Annotated in this window: 16 protein-coding genes and 2 riboswitches; of the genes, 4 read left to right on the top strand and 12 right to left on the bottom strand. The window is 66.7% G+C overall.

Annotation, left to right across the window (positions count from 1 at the left end; genetic code table 11):
- The first annotated feature begins 208 nt into the window (after positions 1 to 208).
- The 3 genes from ACGLHR_RS02750 (at position 209) to ACGLHR_RS02760 (ending at position 4,616) form a co-directional block, all read left to right on the top strand.
- Positions 209 to 2,122: a tetratricopeptide repeat protein gene (locus tag ACGLHR_RS02750; RefSeq protein WP_400091706.1), complete on the top strand. Its 1,914-nt coding sequence runs from the start codon at positions 209 to 211 to the stop codon at positions 2,120 to 2,122.
- Positions 2,123 to 2,286: 164 nt separating this feature from the next.
- Positions 2,287 to 3,501: a cation:proton antiporter gene (locus tag ACGLHR_RS02755; protein ID WP_318233583.1), complete on the top strand. Its 1,215-nt coding sequence runs from the start codon at positions 2,287 to 2,289 to the stop codon at positions 3,499 to 3,501.
- Complete coding sequence (locus ACGLHR_RS02760) at positions 3,501 to 4,616, top strand: YbdK family carboxylate-amine ligase (RefSeq protein ID WP_318233584.1); 1,116 nt, start codon at positions 3,501 to 3,503, stop codon at positions 4,614 to 4,616. The genes ACGLHR_RS02755 and ACGLHR_RS02760 overlap by 1 nt, the downstream gene beginning before the upstream one ends.
- Positions 4,617 to 4,653: 37 nt before the next feature.
- Here ACGLHR_RS02760 and ACGLHR_RS02765 read toward each other — a convergent pair whose 3' ends face one another.
- From ACGLHR_RS02765 to ACGLHR_RS02810, 10 genes are all read right to left on the bottom strand, one after another.
- On the bottom strand, positions 4,654 to 5,976 hold the full coding sequence (locus ACGLHR_RS02765) for an FAD-dependent oxidoreductase (protein WP_400091708.1): 1,323 nt from the start codon (positions 5,974 to 5,976) through the stop codon (positions 4,654 to 4,656).
- A 248-nt stretch (positions 5,977 to 6,224) separates the two neighbouring features.
- Entirely contained in the window at positions 6,225 to 6,704 is a 480-nt protein-coding gene (locus ACGLHR_RS02770; RefSeq protein ID WP_400091709.1) for an OsmC family protein, read from the bottom strand.
- Positions 6,705 to 6,767: 63 nt separating this feature from the next.
- Positions 6,768 to 7,505 carry an MBL fold metallo-hydrolase gene (locus tag ACGLHR_RS02775; protein ID WP_400091711.1) on the bottom strand — a complete coding sequence of 246 codons (738 nt, stop codon included), beginning with the start codon at positions 7,503 to 7,505 and terminating at the stop codon, positions 6,768 to 6,770.
- A 56-nt stretch (positions 7,506 to 7,561) separates the two neighbouring features.
- Positions 7,562 to 7,885 (bottom strand): EthD family reductase, encoded by a 324-nt coding sequence (locus ACGLHR_RS02780; RefSeq protein WP_400091713.1) that lies wholly within the window; start codon positions 7,883 to 7,885, stop codon positions 7,562 to 7,564.
- Positions 7,886 to 7,964: 79 nt separating this feature from the next.
- Positions 7,965 to 9,341, bottom strand: coding sequence for an L-serine ammonia-lyase (locus tag ACGLHR_RS02785; protein WP_400091714.1), 1,377 nt, complete (start codon positions 9,339 to 9,341; stop codon positions 7,965 to 7,967).
- Positions 9,342 to 9,373: 32 nt separating this feature from the next.
- Positions 9,374 to 9,916 carry a DUF421 domain-containing protein gene (locus tag ACGLHR_RS02790; RefSeq protein ID WP_400091716.1) on the bottom strand — a complete coding sequence of 181 codons (543 nt, stop codon included), beginning with the start codon at positions 9,914 to 9,916 and terminating at the stop codon, positions 9,374 to 9,376.
- A 127-nt stretch (positions 9,917 to 10,043) separates the two neighbouring features.
- Entirely contained in the window at positions 10,044 to 12,965 is a 2,922-nt protein-coding gene (gene gcvP, locus ACGLHR_RS02795) for an aminomethyl-transferring glycine dehydrogenase (RefSeq protein ID WP_400091717.1), read from the bottom strand.
- 100 nt (positions 12,966 to 13,065) lie between these two features.
- Positions 13,066 to 13,446 carry a glycine cleavage system protein GcvH gene (gcvH, locus tag ACGLHR_RS02800; protein ID WP_006157271.1) on the bottom strand — a complete coding sequence of 127 codons (381 nt, stop codon included), beginning with the start codon at positions 13,444 to 13,446 and terminating at the stop codon, positions 13,066 to 13,068.
- Positions 13,447 to 13,549: 103 nt separating this feature from the next.
- Complete coding sequence (gcvT, locus tag ACGLHR_RS02805) at positions 13,550 to 14,689, bottom strand: glycine cleavage system aminomethyltransferase GcvT (RefSeq protein ID WP_400091719.1); 1,140 nt, start codon at positions 14,687 to 14,689, stop codon at positions 13,550 to 13,552.
- 99 nt (positions 14,690 to 14,788) lie between these two features.
- A riboswitch (glycine riboswitch) is annotated at positions 14,789 to 14,939 on the bottom strand.
- 21 nt (positions 14,940 to 14,960) lie between these two features.
- Positions 14,961 to 15,048, bottom strand: a riboswitch (glycine riboswitch).
- A gap of 68 nt (positions 15,049 to 15,116) precedes the next feature.
- Complete coding sequence (locus ACGLHR_RS02810; protein ID WP_400091721.1) at positions 15,117 to 15,347, bottom strand: hypothetical protein; 231 nt, start codon at positions 15,345 to 15,347, stop codon at positions 15,117 to 15,119.
- Between the two features lie 241 nt (positions 15,348 to 15,588).
- Here ACGLHR_RS02810 and ACGLHR_RS02815 point away from each other — a divergent pair, with 241 nt between their 5' ends.
- Positions 15,589 to 17,694, top strand: a complete 2,106-nt coding sequence (locus ACGLHR_RS02815; RefSeq protein WP_267604753.1) for a UvrD-helicase domain-containing protein — start codon at positions 15,589 to 15,591, stop codon at positions 17,692 to 17,694.
- Positions 17,695 to 17,954: 260 nt separating this feature from the next.
- Here ACGLHR_RS02815 and ACGLHR_RS02820 read toward each other — a convergent pair whose 3' ends face one another.
- Together ACGLHR_RS02820 and ACGLHR_RS02825 are read right to left on the bottom strand one after the other, a co-directional pair.
- Positions 17,955 to 18,740 carry a protocatechuate 3,4-dioxygenase gene (locus ACGLHR_RS02820; protein ID WP_400091722.1) on the bottom strand — a complete coding sequence of 262 codons (786 nt, stop codon included), beginning with the start codon at positions 18,738 to 18,740 and terminating at the stop codon, positions 17,955 to 17,957.
- A complete protein-coding gene (locus ACGLHR_RS02825) occupies positions 18,730 to 19,362 on the bottom strand; it encodes a hypothetical protein (RefSeq protein WP_400091723.1) in 633 nt (210 codons plus the stop codon). Before ACGLHR_RS02825 ends, ACGLHR_RS02820 begins: the two co-directional genes overlap by 11 nt.
- Positions 19,363 to 19,763: the final 401 nt, after the last annotated feature.

Consider the following 19,763-nt stretch of genomic DNA (forward strand, 5'->3'; position numbering starts at 1 on the left):
GGATAGGTCTAAATTCAGACCTATATTACGCCCTATTTCTGCATTCCCAAGGCTGGCGGGCGGCGTTGTCGTTTGTGACATACATGGGGAGCAGGCCGATGTCTAGTGCTGCGCTTGCGGCCGGAATGGCCCCTTGTTCTCACAAGCGGGAGGGGGCCTCCATGGCGCATAATCCCGCACTCGCACATCCACCCCGAAGGAGCAGTCCGTGTCCGTGCAGGAAGTCAGCTACGACCACGCCATCGAGCTAGCCAACGCAGAGCGCTACGATGAAGCGCTGGTCATTCTCGACCAGCTTTCGCAGGCGCAGCCTCAAGTGGTGGATTTCGATTGCCTGCGGGCACGCCTGCACTTCGATCGCGGCGACGCGCAAGCCGCCTTTGCCGTGCTCGATGCGGCGCTGGCCAAGCTGCCCGGGCTGCCGCTGCACCCGGCGCACCGCTGGTCCTCGCGCGGCGTGATCGCGCACCGCTACGGCATGCTGCTGATGGCGATGGAGCGCTTCCAGGAGGCGCTGCCCTGGCTGGAAGAAGCCGCGCTGCGCAACGGCTTGTCCTCCGGCGAGTGGAGCGCCCGCCTGCATGCCGGGCTGGTGCATTACCGGCTGGGCAATTTCGCCGCGGCCGGCGCCTATTGGTATGACCTGCTCTATCGCGCGCCGGACCTTGGCGTCGAAGACATCCTGGCCCAGGCCCTGGCGCATGTGAATGCCGCCGGCGAGCAGGCCGAGCCGATGCTGCGCCTGTGCCTGGCGCGGATCGGCCTGGACAACCCGGACCTGCTCGAACTGGACGAAGCCGCGGGCGACGCCCTGGCCGCGGAGCAGGCCGCCATCGTGCTGGCCAGCCAGCCGGACCACCCGCACGCCCGCCGCATCCGCGCGCCGTTGCGCTACCGGGCTGGCGAGCTGGACGGCGCCTGGGACGACTTTGCCACCTACCAGCGCCACGCGCCGGACCCGAAGGCGCAGGTGCGCGAGCTGGAATGGCGCCACCAGTCCGGCGAGGCCGAGCCGTGGCTGCGCTTCTCCTTTGTGGACAAGGCCACCGACGCGACCGGCTACTACAACGCTGGCGTGGCGCTGGCCGAGTTCATGGACGCGGTGCCGGCCGCCGAGGCCGCATTGACCCCGCACCTGATCCAGGCCTACCGCCTGGGCCTGGCGCGCTTCGAGGCCTACTTCGCCACCGGCGAGGGCGGCTACGATGACGCCGATCCCCATATTTTTTCGTTGCTGTGCCACAACCTGGCCACCCGGCTGGAAGGCGACGGCAACCGCGCGGAGCGCATCGCGCTGCACGAGAGGGGCATCGCGGTCAGCGAATTCATCGAGCACTGGATCGACCTGCTTGAATGCCTCGAGGCAGCCGGGCAGCACAGCAAAGCCGTGGAAGTCGCCGGCGATGTGCTCAACCGCTATCCGCTGGAGCGCGACCCCGCCAATGTGGGCTGGATCTTCAGCCGGCTGATGAGCACCTGGAAGGCCATCGGCGGCGCGGAAGTGACGTCGGCGGCCCGTGATGCGCTGGCGCACATGGATGCCCGCGCCGACGCCTTGCCGGTGGAGGAACGTAGCCAGACCGCCCACGCGCTGGCTCACGCCCGCGCGCACTTCGCGGGCCTGCTGCGCGACGCGATCGGCAGCATGGACCAGCACGACCGCACCGACGCGAAGGCCGAGATCGAGGCCCTGCAGCGCCGCGCGCTGCTGATCGAGGACGCGTGGCTGTGCAATCAGTTCGGCATGATCTGGCGCGACCTGGGCGCGCCGGAGCGTGCGCTGCCGCTGTTCGAGCAAGCCATCGCGCTGACCGACGACGATCCCGTGGACCAGGCCTTCCCGCGCCTGCAGCGCGCGCTGATCCGCAACGGCGAGAAGCAATACGCGCAGGCGCTGACCGATTTCGAGGCCGCCTTTGCCGCGCGCGACCGCTGGGACGGCGAGGCTTACCTCGGCGCCGTAGAGGCCGCGCTAGGGCTGGAGCAGCGCGAGACCGCGCTGGGCTACTTCGACAAGGCCCGCGCAAGCGGTGCCGCGCAGGGCAAGACGCGCTCGCTGTATGCCCGCATGGAAACCGGCCTGCGCGCTACCCGGCCGGGATGGAAGTTCTGGGGCGTGTAGCCTCGGGAGCCAGCCGCATCCGCGGCTCAGTCACGATAAAAAAACGCCATCCCTGTAAGATGGCGTTTTTTTACGTGTGAACGCATCACGTTGACAGCAACTACCGTGCCCTGTCGGACAAACTCCGACATGGAATGTCATGTGCCTCCGCTACCATATAAGCCATGAATGGACTGAGCCAATTGTTTCCAAGCCTGCCCCTGGCACCGGGCGGGCTTTTCTGGGTCGGGCTGGCGCTGGTGGGCGCCGGCCTGGCGGGCGAGATATGCCGCACGTACCTGCGGCTGCCCCGCATCGTCGGCTACGCCGCCACGGGCCTCGCGGCCGGCATGCTCGGCCGCGGCATCGTGGACGAGGACATGATCGCGCAGACCCGCATCCTGATCGACATGGCGCTGGCGCTGGCCCTGTTCGAGCTCGGGCACCGGCTCTCGCTCACCTGGCTGCGTGCCAACCGCTGGCTGCTCTTCACCAGCGCTTTTGAAAGCCTGCTGACCTGGGGCCTGGTGGCCGCAGTGCTGCAATGGATCGGCGTGAGCCCGGCGGTGGCCATCCTGGCCGGCGGCATTGCCGTCAGTACCTCGCCCACCATCGTGCTGCAGCTCAAGAACGAGCTGCGCGCCGACGGACAGGTGACCGAGCGGCTGCTCGCCATGGCCGCGCTGAACAGCATCTACGCCGCCGCCATCGTCCAGGTCACCACCGGCTGGCTGCATTCCGAGTACGGCAACCTGGGCGCGGCGCTGCTGCATCCGCTCTACCTGCTGGTGGGCTCTTGCCTGCTGGCCTGGGTCGTCGGCAAGCTTGGCCACGCGATCTACGCGCGCATGGAAACGGACGATCACTACAGCTTCCTGGTGCTGGTGGGGCTGGTGCTGTTCACGCTGGCGCTCACGCGCGTACTCAAGCTGTCGATGCCGCTCACGCTGATGCTGGCCGGTGTAGTGTTCAAGCATCAGGACAGCCAGCCGCGCGTGTGGCCGGCGCACTTCGGCAGCGCGGGCAGCCTGTTGATCATCGTGATGGTGGTCTCGCTCGGCCTGCCGCTGACCGCGCACGACTGGGCCATTGGTGGTGGCGCCGCCTGTGTGCTGGTACTGCTGCGTCACTTCGCCAAGCTGGTAGGCGTGGCCTCGCTGGGTTCGTTCTCGGGCCTGAGCATGAAGCAGTGCGTGGCCCTCGGGCTTGCACTGGCACCCATGTCGGGCCTCGCGTACTTGCTGATGAGCGATATCGCGCTGCTGTATCCCACCACGGGTGAGCCACTGGCAGCCATCATCCTGTGCTCGCTGGCGATCGAGCAGTTGCTTGGGCCCACGATGGCAGCCTGGGCACTTCGCTATGCGGGCGAGGTCAGAAGCAATGGAGGAGGGCGCTGATGTCACTCGAACCGTTCAAGCACTCCGAGGCGCTGACGTTTGGCGTGGAACTGGAGCTGCAGCTCGTCAACCGGCATGACTACGACCTGGCGCCGTTCGCGCCGGATTTGCTGCGTGCGCTGAAAGGCGCGCAGCACGCCGGCGACATCAAGCCCGAGATCAGCCCCTCGATGATCGAGATCAGCACCGGCATCTGCAAGAGTTATGCACAGGCGCTGATTGAGCTCGGCACCATGCGCGACCTGATGGTCGACGCCTCGCGCTCGCTCAACCTCGGCATCTGCGGCGGCGGCACGCACCCGTTCCAGCAATGGGCCGACCGCACCATCTCCGATTCGCCGCGCTACCAGTACATTTCCGAGCTCTATGGCTATCTGGCCAAGCAGTTCACGGTGTTCGGCCAGCACGTGCACATCGGCTGCCCGAGCGCCGATGAATCGCTGTTCCTGCTCCACGCCATCGGCCGCTACGTGCCGCATTTCATTGCGCTGGCCGCCTCGTCGCCCTATGTGCAAGGGGTGGACACCGGCTTCGCCTCGGCACGGCTGAATTCCGTCGCCGCCTTCCCGATGAGCGGGCGCGCGCCGCACTTGCTCACCTGGGATGCCTTCACCGCGTACTTCAACAAGATGCGCAACACGGGCGTGATCGAGAGCATGAAGGACTTCTACTGGGATATCCGTCCCAAGCCGGAGTTCGGCACCATCGAAGTCCGCGTGATGGACACGCCGCTCACGGTCGGGCGCGCCTGCGATATCGCCGCCTACATCCAGGCGCTTGCGCGTTACCTGCTGCTGTCGCGCCCCTTCATGCCGCAGGAAGACGATTACCTGGTCTACACCTTCAACCGCTTCCAGGCGTGCCGCTTCGGGCTGGAAGGCGAGTACGTGCATCCCAACGAACTGACCCGGATGCCGATTGCCGACCACATCATCTCGATCTGCGACGCGCTGGTGCCGCATGCCGAAGCGCTGGGCTCGCTCGACGCCCTGGCCAATATCCGCGCGCTGGCGCAAAGCCGCAACGGCGACGCGGAACGCGTGCGCCAGATCGAGAGCACGACCCGCAGCCTGCGCGAAACGGTGCGGCAGACCTGCGATAGCTGGGCTAGCTAAGCTAGCTAAGCGCGGTACCGGGCCTGTTGCCGGCACCCTACGCTGGCAGGTACTTCTCCCAAAGCTGGTTCCGGAATCGATAGGCAGGATCTACCTGCTTCTTGATGCGCGCAAACGCCGCCGCTTCGGGGTAGGCGCGCAGGAACTGGTCCGGTGTCGCATGCAGGCGGTAAGGCAGGTAGTAGCGCCCGCCAGCGTCCAGTGCTGCGTTGATCAGGTGCTGCGTCCACTGCCGCGTGGCGAAATCGGCGCTCTGGCTGCTTCGCTGCTTGTAGTACAGCACGAAGGAGAACACCTCGGTGGGTGCCCACGCTAGTAGCGTGGTCGTATCCGGTGGAGAGTGCCGGATCGATATGTTCAAGGCGTTGACCTGATACCGCCGCAGGATGTCCGCCATCCGCCTGGCAAAGGGCAGGAACGCGGCTACCGGGATGAAATACTCCTGCAGCAGATAGGTCGAGAAGATTCGCGTGCGTGGTTCCAGCGAGGCGGTATCAAGACTGGCTTCATAGTTGCGGTGTACAACCGCACGCTCGCGCAGCAGATTTTCCTCGGCGTAGCGCTCGCGCAGCCATTGTGAGCCAGGCAATTCCGACACGGCCCAGATCAGGTTCTGCTCGCGTGCGTAGTTCAGCTTGCGTGGCACCAGGCGTTCGCTCTGGGTCAGCTTTGCGTCGGAGGCAATCCAGCTGACCGCTAGCGGTTGGTCGAAGTCCGGCGGCGCGAGGTCGGCGTTATGCAGCACCACTGCGGGGTTGCCCACCACCTGATCGCGAAAGAATGCGGGATAGTCAGGCAGCGTCACGCGCTGCGCATGGCGGGCAATCACGCCATTGACCGCCAAGTCGAGCTCCACCTCGGAGATCACCCCCAGGCCGCCGTAGCCGCCAACCACAGCACGGAAAAGTGCCGCATCCTTATTTCGGCTCAGCTCGCGGACATTGCCGTCGGCGCCCACCAGTTGCAGCGCACGCACTGACTCGACCACCGGACCGGCCCCGACGTAGCGCCCATGGCAATTCACCGAGACCGACCCGCCCACCGAGAAATCGCTATAGCTCTGCATCACCTTGACGGCGAGGTCGTGCGGATCGAGGATTTCCTGTAGATCGCGCCAGCGCATGCCGGCCTGCACCCGGGCACGCCGGCCCGCTACGTCCAGCCATACCAGGCGGTTCATCCCGCGCATGTCCAGATGCAGCGAATCGGCCATGGCCACCTGTCCGCCCATGCTGAAGCGCGCACCGCCGATCGATACCGGCCCGGCGCTTTTTCGCAATGCTTGCTGGATCTGCGCCGTGCTGGCCGGCGTGGCCAGCTGCGCCACGCGGATAGGGTTCAACTGGCTGACGTCGTCCACCACCAATGGGTCCGGCGCGCTGCAAGCGCAGCTGGCGCTAGCGCTAGCAAGAGCGGCAGCCTTCAGCAAGCGGCGGCGCTGGCGATCCGGGGCGGATATTGGCGTGGCGGGCAAATGGGCACCTGCAGGAGCAGTCGGGCAGCGGGCCCCCAACATAGCGCAATCTGCAGGCTTGCTCAATCAGAGCAGTCCTAATCAGTCCTAATCAGTCCGAATCGCTGGCAGGCCCGCGGCTTGCAGCGGGGCAATCAGGCCTGTGCGCCCACGTACACCGGCTCGCAGCGCACCTCCGACTTCACCGAGTTGGCAATGAAGCAAGCCTCGTGCGCCGTGTGATGCAGGTGCGCCAGTTCCTCGCGGGTCGGCTGGCGCTCTCCGGAGAAGGTGACCTCCGGCCTGAGCGTGACCACCGCCATGGCCATCCGGCCTTCCGCGTTCTTCGCCATGGTGCCGACCGCGGCATCGAAGTAGCGGTCCACGCAGAACTTGTGCTTGGCGGCGATGGAGAGGAACCACAGCATGTGGCAGCTGGAGAGCGACGAAACAAAGGCTTCTTCGGGATCGACGGCGGCGGCGTCCGACATGGGCAGGGGCACGATATGGGGCGATGAGGATCCTGGCACTTCCACGCCGCCATCGAATCGCAGCAGGTGCTTGCGGCTATAGCGGTTGCCGAGGAAATCCTGCTCGCCACGTTGCCAGAGGATCTCTGCGGTGTACTGGGCCATGTCTTCTCTCTCCATTCAAGTGCCTGCGAAGGCCGATAGCTTATTGCTTCTCGCGCGCGTGCGTCACACCCCGTGCGGCACGCTTTCGCCATCCCGCAGCCCGAGCCGCTGGTTGGCGGGCACCGCCACATCGATCAGCTTCGGCTTGGGCAGGTTCAACTGCCCCATCATCTCGATGAACTGGGTACGCGTGCGCCCAGCCACGCGGCTGTTGTTGGCGCGCTCGAAGCCGATGGTGGATTCGGTGCGGCCCTTGTAATCGTGGGCGGGGTAGACCACGGTGTCGTCGGGCAGGGCGAAGAGCTTCTGCGTGAGGCTGTCGTACAGCGTGCCAGCGTCGCCGGACTGGAAGTCGGTGCGGCCGCAACCGTCGATCAGCAGCGCGTCGCCGGTGAAGACGCGGCGCATCGTGCCGGCGGGCGTGGCTTCTTCCCACAGGTAGCTCATGCTGCCGGCGGTGTGCCCCGGCGTGTGGATGGCGCGCAGCGTCTGCGTGCCGAACTGCAGCGTGTCGCCGTCGATCAGCTGTTTTTGCGCGGGTTGGATGTCGCAACCCGAGGGGGCCGCGGTGTGCGCCCCGGTTTGCAGTGCAACATGGCCGGCGGAGGTGATGTGGTCCGCGTGGGCATGCGTCTCGACCACCCACGCCAGCGTGGCGCCGCTGGCCTGCAGCAGCGCCATGTCGCGCTCCAGTTGGTGGTCTACCGGGTCGATCAGCAACGCCTGGCGCGTGGCCGCATCGATCAGCAGGTAGGTGAAGGTGGACGAGGTTTCGTCAAATAGCTGATGAAAGGTCTGCATGGCTGTGGCCGCCAATGGGGGAAGAACGCTACATGATAGCGCCGCCCGCAGGCGTGTCAGCCGATATTCACCACTTCGCTGATCTGCATCACGGGCACCGCATCGGTGTAGTTGGGCATATCGAGCTGCAGCTCGTTGCCGACGGCCTTTGACGCCGCGACGAAGGCCGGCAGCGACTCGAACAGGAAACTGAACACCACCGTAAAGGCCGGATCCGAGCCCGGCGCGCCGCCGCTCAGGCCGCGCTCCACCGACACGCCGTGGTAGCCCGGATGCGGGCCGAACAGCGCGACGGCGCGCGGCACGTGCCGTTGCATGTAGTAGTCCATATCGAACCGGCCGCCCTTCCTATGCGGGTAGAGAATGCTGATCTTGACCATGCCGGACTCCAGTGGGTTGGGGTGGATGCGCGGCTAGCGTAGCAGAAAGCGCGTGATCGGATTTGCCGGGGCGATGCGCTCAGCACTCCACGATATTCACCGCCAGCCCGCCGCGCGCCGTTTCCTTGTATTTGGTCTTCATGTCGGCGCCGGTCTCGCGCATGGTCTTGATGACGGAGTCGAGCGACACGTAGTGCATGCCATCGCCGCGCAACGCCATGCGCGCCGCATTGACGGCCTTCACCGACGCCATCGCATTGCGTTCGATGCAGGGTATCTGCACCAGCCCACCGACCGGGTCGCACGTCAGCCCGAGGTTGTGCTCCATGCCGATCTCGGCCGCGTTTTCCACCTGCTCGGGCGTGCCGCCCATCACCGCGGCGAGCGCGCCGGCGGCCATCGAGCAGGCCACGCCGACTTCGCCCTGGCAGCCCACTTCGGCGCCGGAGATCGAGGCATTGAGCTTGTACAGCATGCCGATCGCACCGGCGGTCAGCAGGAAGTCGATCACGCCTTGCGAGTTGGCGCCCGGCACGAAGCGGTCGTAGTAATGCAGCACGGCCGGGATGATGCCGGCGGCGCCGTTGGTGGGCGCCGTGACCACGCGGCCGCCGGCCGCGTTTTCCTCGTTGACGGCGATCGCGTACAGGTTGACCCAGTCGATCACCGAAAGCGGATCTGCCAGCGAGCGCTCGGCGTGCTCGGTCAGGTTGCGGAACAGTTCGGGGGCGCGGCGCTTGACCTTGAACGGGCCCGGCAGCTCGCCGTCGGTGCGGCAGCCGCGCGCCACGCAGGCCTGCATCACGGCCCAGATCCGCAGCAGGCCGGCATTGACCTCGGCCTCGCTGCGCCACACGCATTCGTTTTCCATCATGAGCCGCGCGATGCTCTTCTTGCTGGCGGTTGCCATCTCCAGCATGGCGCGTCCGCTGCGGAAAGGATGCGGCAGTTGATGGTCCGCTTCCAGGATCTGCGTATTGGCCGCGCCCGCGGTGATGACGAAGCCGCCGCCCACCGACAGGTAGCGGCCTTCGCGGATGGTTTCGCCGCCGGCATTGAAGGCGTGGAATTTCATGCCGTTGGGATGCTCGGCCATGGCCTCGCGGCGATAGAAGACGATGTGCTCCTTCTCCACGAAGGGCACGGGGTGGGTGCCCAGCAGCGACAGCGTGCGGCTCGCGCGCAGCGCGGCCATCCGCAAGTCGATGGTGTCGGGGTCGACGGTGTCGGGCGCCTCCCCCAGCAAGCCAAGAATCACGCCCTTGTCGGTGCCGTGGCCGCGGCCGGTGGCGCCGAGCGAGCCGTACAGCTCGATGCGCACGCTGGCCACCTGCGGCAGCAGCCCGTCGCGGGCCAGCCCCTGGGCAAACATCAGCGCCGCGCGCATCGGGCCCACGGTGTGGGAACTGGAGGGACCGATGCCCACCTTGAACAGATCGAAGACGCTGACTGCCACGAGAGGCTCCTGGGGGCTGGCTGGCGCCGGATTCAGACCGGCGCGTCCATATCGTTGTTAATGGGGGCGCGCCACAGCGAGCCTGCCGCGTTGGGCGGGGTGGGGGGCGCGTCTTTCTTTACCAGCACGCTGATCGTGCCGTCATTCTCGAGAATCGCGAAATGCACATCGGCGACGCGCTGGCACCCGGCATGCCGCAGCGCCTTGTGCAGGTCGTCGCGTGTGACGAGCGCGCGCTTCATCACGTCGGCAAACACCAGGCCATCGTGGATCAGTACCTCAGGCCGCCCTTCGACGACGTTCTCGATGCGCCGGCTGCGCCAGCTCAGCCACGCCAGCACAAGGTTGGCGGCGACCAGCGTCACCGCCAGGATCAGCCCTGCGGCAACGGAGTTGTCCCCGGCGTTCATTGAGTTCTGCACGGCGTTGGACAGCACCAGCAACAACACCAGGTCGAGCGATGTGAGTTGCCCGATCTGGCGCTTGCCGGAAAGCCGCAGCAGCACCAGCAGGCTGCCGTAGACGATCAGTCCGCGCAGGACGAATTCCCACCATGGGGCGCTGAGATTCCACATGCGTGCTCCGTTTTTCCGGGCACGGCCGGGTGGCCGCGCATCCACACCGAGCATAGCGCGTTGGCAAGGCGCGCTGGCAAAACGCCGGGGTTGCCGCGACGAGCAGCAGCCCCGGCTTCATACCAGCTTACTCTTCAGCGTACTCGCTCATCGGCACGCATGCGCAGAACAGGTTGCGGTCGCCGTACACGTTGTCCGCACGGCCAACCGGCGGCCAGTACTTCTGCGTGCGCAGCGCGGCCACCGGGTAGGCGGCTTCCTGGCGCGTGTACTTGTGCTCCCACGCGTCGGCGGTGATCACCGCGGCGGTGTGCGGCGCGTTCTTCAGCGGGTTGTCCTCACGGTCGAAGCTGCCGTCTTCCACGCGGGCGATCTCGGCACGGATGGCGATCATGGCGTCGATAAAGCGGTCCAGCTCATGCAGGGCCTCGCTCTCGGTCGGCTCGATCATCAGCGTGCCCGGCACCGGGAAGCTCATGGTGGGAGCGTGGAAGCCGTAGTCCATCAGGCGCTTGGCCACGTCCTCGTTGGAGATGCCCGTGGTCTTCTGCAGCGCTCGCACGTCCAGGATGCACTCGTGCGCCACCAGGCCGTGCTGGCCGGTGTAGAGCACGGGGAAGTGCGGCGACAGGCGGCGCGCCACATAGTTGGCGGCCAGGATGGCGTTCTCGGTGGCGGCGGTCAGGCCGGCCGAGCCCATCATGGCGATATACATCCACGAGATCGGCAGGATGCTGGCCGAGCCGAACGGCGCGGCGGACACGCCGCCGATGCCCTGGTCGTCGCGGCGATAGCCCACGCTGTCCTGGTTGGGCAGGAAGTCGGCCAGGTGCGCGCCGACCGCCACGGGGCCAACACCCGGGCCGCCACCGCCGTGGGGGATGCAGAAGGTCTTGTGCAGGTTCAGGTGGGACACGTCACCGCCGAACTGGCCCGGCGCGGCGGTGCCGACCATGGCGTTCATGTTGGCGCCGTCCACATAGACCTGGCCGCCGTGCTTGTGCACGATGTCGCAGATCTGCTGCACGCCCTGCTCGAACACGCCGTGCGTGGACGGGTAGGTGATCATGATCGCGGCGAGGTTCTTGCTGTGCTGCTCGGCCTTCTTCGCCAGGTCGTCCAGGTCGACGTTGCCATCTTCGTCACAGGCCACCACCACCACCTTCATGCCGGCCATTTGCGCGGACGCCGGGTTGGTGCCGTGCGCGGAGGACGGGATCAGGCAGATGTCGCGATGGCTCTCGCCACGGCTGGCGTGGTACGCATGGATGATCAGCAGGCCGGCGTACTCGCCTTGCGAGCCGGCATTGGGCTGCAGGCTCACCGCGGCGTAGCCGGTGGCGGCGCACAGCATGGCTTCGAGCTGGTCGATCATCTCGCGGTAGCCGACCGTCTGGTCCAGCGGCGCGAAGGGGTGGATCTTGCTGAACTCGGGCCACGTCACCGGGATCATCTCGCTGGTGGCGTTGAGCTTCATGGTGCACGAGCCCAGCGGGATCATGGTGCGGTCCAGCGCCAAGTCCTTGTCGGCCAGCATGCGCAGGTAGCGCAGCATTTCGTGCTCGGCGTGGTGCGTGTTGAAGACCGGGTGGGTCAGGTAAGCGCTCTGGCGTGCCAGGCCAGCGGGATAGGCATCCTGCGCGACGGCTTCCAGCACATCGAAGTCGGGCACCGGCTTGCCGTGCGCGAAGATTTCCAGCAGGGCGACCACGTCTTCCCGCGAGGTGGTTTCGTCCAGCGAGATGCCGATGCGGGTGGCGCCGGCGTGGCGCAGGTTGATGCCGCGGGCGGTTGCCGAGGCGTGGATGGCTTCCGTGTTGAAGCCGGTTTCCAGCGTCAGCGTATCGAAATAAGTGGCATTGGTGCGTGCGTAGCCCAGTTGTTCCAGGCCACCGGCCAGCGTGGCGGCCAGGCGGTGCACGCGCTGGGCGATGCGCTTGAGGCCTTGCGGGCCGTGGTACACGGCGTACATGGAGGCCATCACGGCCAGCAGTACCTGTGCCGTGCAGATGTTCGAGGTGGCCTTCTCGCGGCGGATATGCTGCTCGCGCGTCTGCAGGGCCAGGCGGTATGCCTTGTTGCCTTGCGCGTCGATGGTCACGCCAACCAGGCGGCCGGGCATGGAGCGCTTGAAGGCATCCTTGACCGCCATGTAGCCGGCGTGCGGCCCGCCGAAGCCAAGCGGCACGCCGAAGCGCTGCGAGTTGCCCACCGCCACGTCGGCGCCCCATTCGCCGGGCGCGGCGATCAGGGTCAGCGCCAGCAGGTCGGCGGCAGCCACCACCAGGCCGCCGGCAGCATGCACGGCGTCGGCGATGGCGCGGTAGTCGGCGACATCGCCGTTGACGCCCGGGTACTGCAGCAGCACGCCGAAGGCATGGGCGCCGGCCGCTTCAGCAGCGGGGCCGACCTTGACTTCGATGCCCAGCGGCAGGGCGCGGGTGCGTACCACTTCCAGCGTTTGCGGCAGCACGTCGTCCGCCACATAGAAGGTGGTGGAGGCGTGCTTGTTGACGCGCTGCAGCAGCGTCATGGCTTCGGCCGCGGCGGTGCCTTCGTCCAGCATGGAGGCATTGGCGATGTCCAGGCCGGTCAGGTCGGTCACCATCTGCTGGAAGTTCAGCATGGCTTCCAGGCGGCCCTGGGAGATCTCGGGCTGGTAGGGCGTGTAGGCGGTGTACCAGGCCGGGTTCTCGAAGATATTGCGCAGGATGACGCCCGGGGTCAGCGTGTTGTAGTAACCCTGGCCGATAAAGCTCTTGAGCACGCGGTTCTTGCTGGCCAGCCCACGCAGCTTGGCCAGCGCGGCTTCTTCGCTCAGCGGCGCGGTGAACTCGCCCAGCGGCATGCCGTCGCGGCGGCGGATGGCGGCGGGGATGACGGCGTCGATCAGCGCGGCGCGGCTGTCATAGCCCAGCACCTTGAGCATGTGCTGTTGTTCGGCGGCATCGGGGCCGATATGGCGGGAGGCGAAGGCGTCGCGCGCCTCCAGTTCGGCCAGCGTGGGCCGGGCAACTTGGGCGGCAGTCATGGGCAGGGGGGCGTTCATGGCAAGGATCTCGTGGGAGCGGTGCGGCGGGTGGTCGGCCCGGCGCGTCGCGTCAATCTTCATCCGTCATTCCCGTGGCGGCGGGAATGACGGTCTGGCATCAGGCGCCGACGTTGGCTTTGTAGGCGTCGGCCGACATCAGGCCGTTCACGTCGTCGCTGTTGGCCGGCTTGAGCTTGAACAGCCAGGCGTCGAAGGCGTCGGCATTGACGCTTTCCGGCGCGGCGGCGGCGGCATCGTTGATGGCGATGACTTCGCCAGCCACCGGGGCGTAGATGTCGGATGCGGCCTTGACCGATTCCACCACGGCCAGCGCGTCGCCGGCGCCGACCGACTTGCCCACTTCCGGCAGCTCCAGGAAGACGATGTCGCCCAGCGCGTCCTGCGCGTGGTCGGTGATGCCGATGGTCAGCGTGCCGTCGGCTTCGACGCGCACCCACTCATGGGACTCGGTGTATTTCAGGTCGGCGGGGAAATTCATGGGATTGCTCCAGATTCAATTTGTTTTTCAGCGCCAGCCGGGCGGGGGGTGTCGATCGTCGATCGGGAAACCGCCGGCAGGCGCGCTGTGACCGGTGCGAGCGTCAGCTCACGAGTGCCTTGCCATTGCGCACAAACGGCAGTTTAACCACAGTCGCGGCGAGTTTGCGGTCGCGGATCTCGACCTGCACCTCGGCGCCGACGGCAACGTCGAGCGGCAGGCGGGCAAAAGCGATGGATTGGCTGAGCGAGGGGCTGAAGGTGCCGCTGGTGATTTCGCCTTCGCCGGCCGGCGTGATGACCTTCTGGTGGGCGCGCAGCACGCCGCCCGCCTTTCCGTTGGCCGGACGCAGGATCAGGCCGACGAACTGCCGGGTCTTGCCGCCGGCGACCAGGGCCGCCTTGCCGGTGAAGTCCCGTTCGCTTTGCAGGTCCACGGTCCAGGCCAGGCCGGCGTTGAGCGGCGAGGTGTGGATATCCATGTCCTGGCCGTACAGGTTCATGCCGGCTTCCAGGCGCAGCGTGTCGCGCGCGCCCAGGCCGGCGGGGCGAACGCCCTCGGCGATCAGCTTTTCCCACAGGCCGGCCACGTTCTCGGCCGGCACTACCAGCTCGAAACCGTCTTCGCCGGTATAGCCGGTGCGTGCCACCATGACTTCGCCGAGGGCGGGGTCCTGCACCACCACGGCGTTGAACGGCTTCAGGGCTTCGCTGGGCTGGGTCGAGGGGAAAGCGCTCCACACCTTGGCGCGGGCGTTGGGGCCTTGCACGGCAACGATGGCCAGCGGGGCCACGCCGTCGGGCGCATTGTCGCCCCGGCGCGGCGTGATCTTCACGCCGCTATTGGTGGCGGCGTTGCGTGCGGCGATCCATTCGATATCGTTGTTCGCGGTGCCGGCGTTGACCACCAGGCGGAAGTGGTCCTCGGCGAAGAAATAGACGATCAGGTCGTCGATGACGCCGCCCTTTTCATCCAGCATGCAGGAGTACAGCGCCTTGCCCGGCGTTTGCAGCTTGTCGACATTGTTGGCCAGCAGGCCGCGCAGGAAGGGGCGCACATTGGCGCCCTTGAGGTCGACCACGCACATGTGGGAGACGTCGAACATGCCGGCATCGCTGCGCACGGCATGGTGTTCCTCGATCTGGGAGCCGTAGTTGACCGGCATGTCCCAGCCGCCAAAGTCGACCATGCGGGCGCCGAGGGCGCGGTGGATGGCGTTGAGGGGCGTGGCCTGGAGCGTCATGGAATCCTCGGGGGAAGGCAAATCTCGGTTCGAAAACGAAAAAAGGGCCATCCACCGCAGGATTCGGCGCGCCATGGCGCTGCCAAATCCGCTGCGGCGGATGACCCCTCTGTCCTCGATACCTGAGAGATTACAAGGCGGATCCCGGTTGCTGGAAACCCAAACCTTGCGCGCCCCTTCGGTGGGCACGCTCACCATGGCTGTCGATGGAATCGATCAGTGGCGGGTGCCGCTCTCCAGAGTACGGCGTGCATCGTGTGCATGTTGCAAGCCGATCCAACCAGTCCATGGTGCCTGAGAGTTTTCGGGTGATACCCCTTCGGCGGCGCAAGATATGCGCGCTCTCCCGGTCAGATGCGCGCAATTTACGGGAGCGTCCTGGCTTTGTCAACGCACCCGGCCGGCGTCACTGTCCTGCTGCGATGCACTACCGCCCGCGATGGTTGGGTGTCGTAACGTTACCGATGACACCGCCTACCGCGGCGCCGCCCAGGGTGCCTAGTGCGTCACCGCCCGTCAGGACTGCGCCACCCACTGCGCCAACGCCAGCACCGATTGCGGTGTTTCGCTGCTTTGGTGTCATATCGGCGCAGCCCGCCATGCCAGCTACCGCGATACCGATCAAGACCGCCTTGCTCAGGGAATGCAGGGTGTTCATGATTGCCTCCAGCGTGTTTGCCCCCAACGTATGGTGAAGTGCATCCGGCACGGCTCACACTTTGGCCGGACATAGAAATTAGACGTGCCAGAAAGGCCGCGGCTCCCGGGCTTACGAAGTGTTACGTGCCGGTGAGTACACTCTTTTCCGTCCAAGGCCCGGCCATGGCCGCGTGTTAACATCCAGCCTCCGCCCAGCAATCGCGCATGCCGCGTTGCGCATCCGTCATTACCCGCCTCGCATGACCCACGGACTCAACCCTGCCCAATCCGAAGCCGTTCGCTACCTCGACGGCCCCTGCCTGGTACTCGCCGGCGCCGGCTCGGGCAAGACCCGGGTGATCACACAGAAGATCGCTCACCTGATCGAGGACAAGGGCTTCCAGCCCAAGCACATCGCCGCAGTGACCTTTACCAACAAGGCCGCCAAGGAGATGCAGGAGCGCATCGCCAAGCTGATGGAGGGCAAGACTACGCGCGAGGGCAAGCGCATCCCCATCAAGCAGATCACGGTCAGCACGTTCCACTCGCTGGGCGTGCAGATCTTGCGGGCCGAGGCGGAGCACGTGGGGCTGAAGCCGCGTTTCTCGATCATGGACTCCGACGATTGCTTCGGCATGGTGCAGGAGCAGCTTGCCTCCACCGACAAGAAGCTGATCCGCAGCGTGCAGAGCACCATCTCGCTGTGGAAGAACGGCATGGTCGATCCCGAGACCGCCATCGCCCAGGCCGACAATCCCGACGATCACCAGGCCGCGCTGATCTACCGCAACTACGTGGCCACGCTGCACGCCTACCAGGCGGTGGATTTCGACGACCTGATCCGCCTGCCGGCCGAGCTGTTCGCGCGCAACGAGGAAGTGCGCCTGCGCTGGCAGAACCGGCTGCGCTACTTCCTGGTGGACGAGTACCAGGACACCAACGCCTGCCAGTACCAGTTGCTCAAGCAGCTCGCCGGCGGCTCGCACCTGCGCGCGCCGGCCTTCACCGCGGTGGGCGACGACGACCAGGCCATCTACGGCTGGCGCGGCGCCACGCTGGACAACCTGAAGCTGCTTCAGACCGATTTCCCCGACCTGAAGGTGGTCAAGCTGGAGCAGAACTACCGCTCCACCGTGCGCATCCTGGAGGCGGCCAACGCGGTCATCTCCAACAATCCCAAGCTGTTCGACAAGAAGCTGTGGAGCGAGCACGGCATGGGCGACCCCATCGCCGTCAACCCGATGAACGATGAGGAGCACGAGGCGGAATCCGTGGTGTTCCGCCTGTCCGCCCACAAGTTCGAGCGGCGCGCGCAGTTCCGCGACTACGCCATCCTGTATCGCGGCAACCACCAGGCGCGGCTGTTCGAGCAGATCCTGCGCCGCGAGCGCATTCCTTATGTGCTCTCGGGCGGGCAGAGCTTCTTCGACAAGGCCGAGATCAAGGACATCTGCGCCTACCTGCGCCTGATCGCCAACCCGGACGACGATCCTGCCTTCATCCGCGCGATCACCACGCCCAAACGCGGCGTGGGCAACACCACGCTGGAAGTGCTGGGCACCTTCGCCGGGCAGGCCAAGGTGTCGCTGTTCGAGGCAGCCATGATGGGCGGCATCGAAGGCAAGCTGCAGCCGCGCCAGCTGGAGCCACTGCGGGTGTTCTGCGAGGCCATGGTGCGCCTGGCCGGGCGCGCGGCCAGCGATCCCGCCACGCAGGTGCTTGACGACATGATGGAAGGCATCCACTACGAGGCCTACCTGTACGACACCTTCGACGAGCGCCAGGCCCAGTCGCGCTGGACCAACACGCTGGAATTCCTCGACTGGCTCAAGCGCAAGGGCACCAAGCCGGAAGCCACGGGCGAGGCGGAAGAGGCTACCGGCTTCGACACCGCCGACGGCTTCGGCGACGAGGGCAAGAACCTGCTGGAGCTGACCCAGACGGTGGCGCTGATGAGCATGCTCGAAGGCCGCGAGGAAGATCCCGACGCGGTGCGCCTGTCGACGCTGCACGCCTCCAAGGGGCTGGAATATCCGCACGTGTTCCTGGTCGGCGTGGAGGAGGGCATCCTGCCCCACTGCCGCGAAGACGAAGACATGAGCGACGAAAAGATCGAGGAAGAGCGCCGCCTGATGTATGTGGGTATCACGCGAGCCCAGCGCAGCCTGCACCTGAGCTGGTGCAAGAAGCGCAAGCGCGCCCGCGATACCTATTCGTGCGAGCCCTCGCGCTTCATCGGCGAGATGAAGCTCGAGGAGGCGCCCGCTATCAAGGACGAAACGCCCGCCATGAGCCCCAAGGACCGCCTGGCCGGGCTCAAGGCCCTGCTGGGAACGCCCGGCGCGCCAGGCAAGAACCCGGCATGACCGGCGCCGGCATGGCGTGCCCCATGCCGGTGCCGAACGTACAAAGTCGATACATTAGCCTACAAGGGGGACATGACCCCCGCCCGATGTCCGTCTAACATCGCCAGTGCCTGGCCCGATGTACTGGACCAGGTGCCGCGTCGTTCCGTCCCTTCGGAGCGGCGTGGCCGGGCATTACGCCCGACTTCTTCCCTGTTCAGCGCCTCCGCACCTTAAGTCCGGGGGCGTTTTTTTAGGGAATCCGCCAGATCCTGTGGCTGTCAGGGGCGCGCGATGCCCAGGGTGAATTCGCCTTCCAGCGTGCTGGCCGCGTCCCGCAGGCGGCGTACCCGCAGCAGGTTGGGGCGCGCGCCGGCGATGCCGTCCTGTGCGTTTTGCACTGGCGAAGCGCCCCGCGCGCGATACGCGGCATGCTGGAGGTGCACCTCGCGGTTGAGGGCATCGTCGAAGAACAGCTGGGTGGTCAGCACCTCGGTCTTGCCGAGATGGATCTTCAGGTGGATATGCACCGCGCGCGGCGCGTACCAGCCCGGGTAGATCGTCAGGAATTGCGTGGCGCCATCGGGGCCGGTGGGCTGCACGCCGCGCAGGAAGCGGGAGGCGCTGGCGGGCACGGCGTGCATTGCGCCACCGTCCGGGCCTGGGCCTTGTTCCGGCCCTGGGCCGGGGCTGCCCGCAGGTGGCGGCGGCATGCTGCGCTGGTCGTAGCCGCTGTAGCTGCCGCCGGCATCGCAATGCCAGATGCTGGCCAGCGCGCCGGCCACGGGCGCGCAGCCGCGGTCGGTGTCCACCACGACCAGCCTCAGCCGCAGCAACTGGCCCGGCCGGCCATCGCGGATATCGCGGCGCACCAGCGCCTGGTCGATATAGAACGGGCCCTCGGTCATGGCCGGCGTGAGCAGGCAGGCGGCGGGTTGCGCGGCGGCATCGCCCGCCAGCCCCATCAACCCGGCGCCGAGGGATCCTCCCAGAACGCCGCCGAGGAAGCGGCGGCGGCCTGCGTTTTCCGCGAGCGGGCCTGCGTGGTCGAGGGGCTTATTGGGCATCTGGCACTCCTGGTCGGTGAGGTTCCGCAGCGCCGGGTACGCCGAACGGGCCGTTCGCGCCGAAGGCGCAGGGCATGGGCGCCGGTCCGTGGCCGGGCATCGGGCCTGCCATGGCGCCGGGGAACGGGTGGGGACCGGGGCCGAACGGGCCCGGCGGCGAGCCCGGCATGCGACCCTCCGGCATGTCGCGCAGACGCTTGCGCTGGCCGGCTTCCAGGCTTTCTTCAAACGCGATCCAGCGATCGCGCGCGGCGCGGCGATCCTTGTCGAGCGCGTCGTGCAAGCGGTCTTCCCGCTCCGCGCGGGCGCGCAGCGACGGCTCGAGCCCCTCCGACAGAGCGGGGCCGCCACCTTCGCGGATAAAGCGCGCCTGCAGTTCCAGCGCGTGCGCATGCGCTTCCCGCGCCGCGGCCCGGGCGGCTTGCCAGAGGGCGGCCTGGGCAGGCGTGAGCGCCAGCGCTTCGGGCAGCGATGCGGGTGCCGCCGGCTGGCCGGGGCCGGCAACGGCCGGCGCGCTGGTCTGCAGCGCGTGCGCCGGCAGCGTCAAGGCGCAGGCGCCGCACAGCACGGCGAGGGACGGCAGGGAACGCAGTCGGGGCAGTAAGGCTTGGGGCTGGGTCACAAGGATTCTCCATGGAGGTCATGCGGGGAGAGGCCCGGGATCGCCGACGTGATGCCGATGGCTTCAAGCATAGCGGGGCGCCGGGCTGCCGTTGCCTGCTTGTCAGGAACTTGCAGGCACAAAAGCGGCGGGATAACGACATGACATCTTAGAAAGGCTAGCCCCCTGTTGCTTGAGCGCTTGGTCAGCACGCGCAAGCAATGCCGTACAAAGCGAGTCCCCGGGGCGGGCCGCTTTGTATCAAGCCCGGTACAAAGCGGCCACACCCTGCCTATCGGGCCGTCAAGCCGGGCTGGTAGAGTCAATCCCTGGCGGCGGCCGCCTGCCGGGCCGCCCCGATCCGCTTCCATACCGAAGCAAACCTGCCGCAGACATGCCATACGCCACGCGGCAAACCACTG

The sequence above is a fragment of the Cupriavidus sp. CuC1 genome (genome assembly GCF_044627735.1).
Taxonomy (GTDB): Bacteria; Pseudomonadota; Gammaproteobacteria; order Burkholderiales; family Burkholderiaceae; genus Cupriavidus; species Cupriavidus ulmosensis.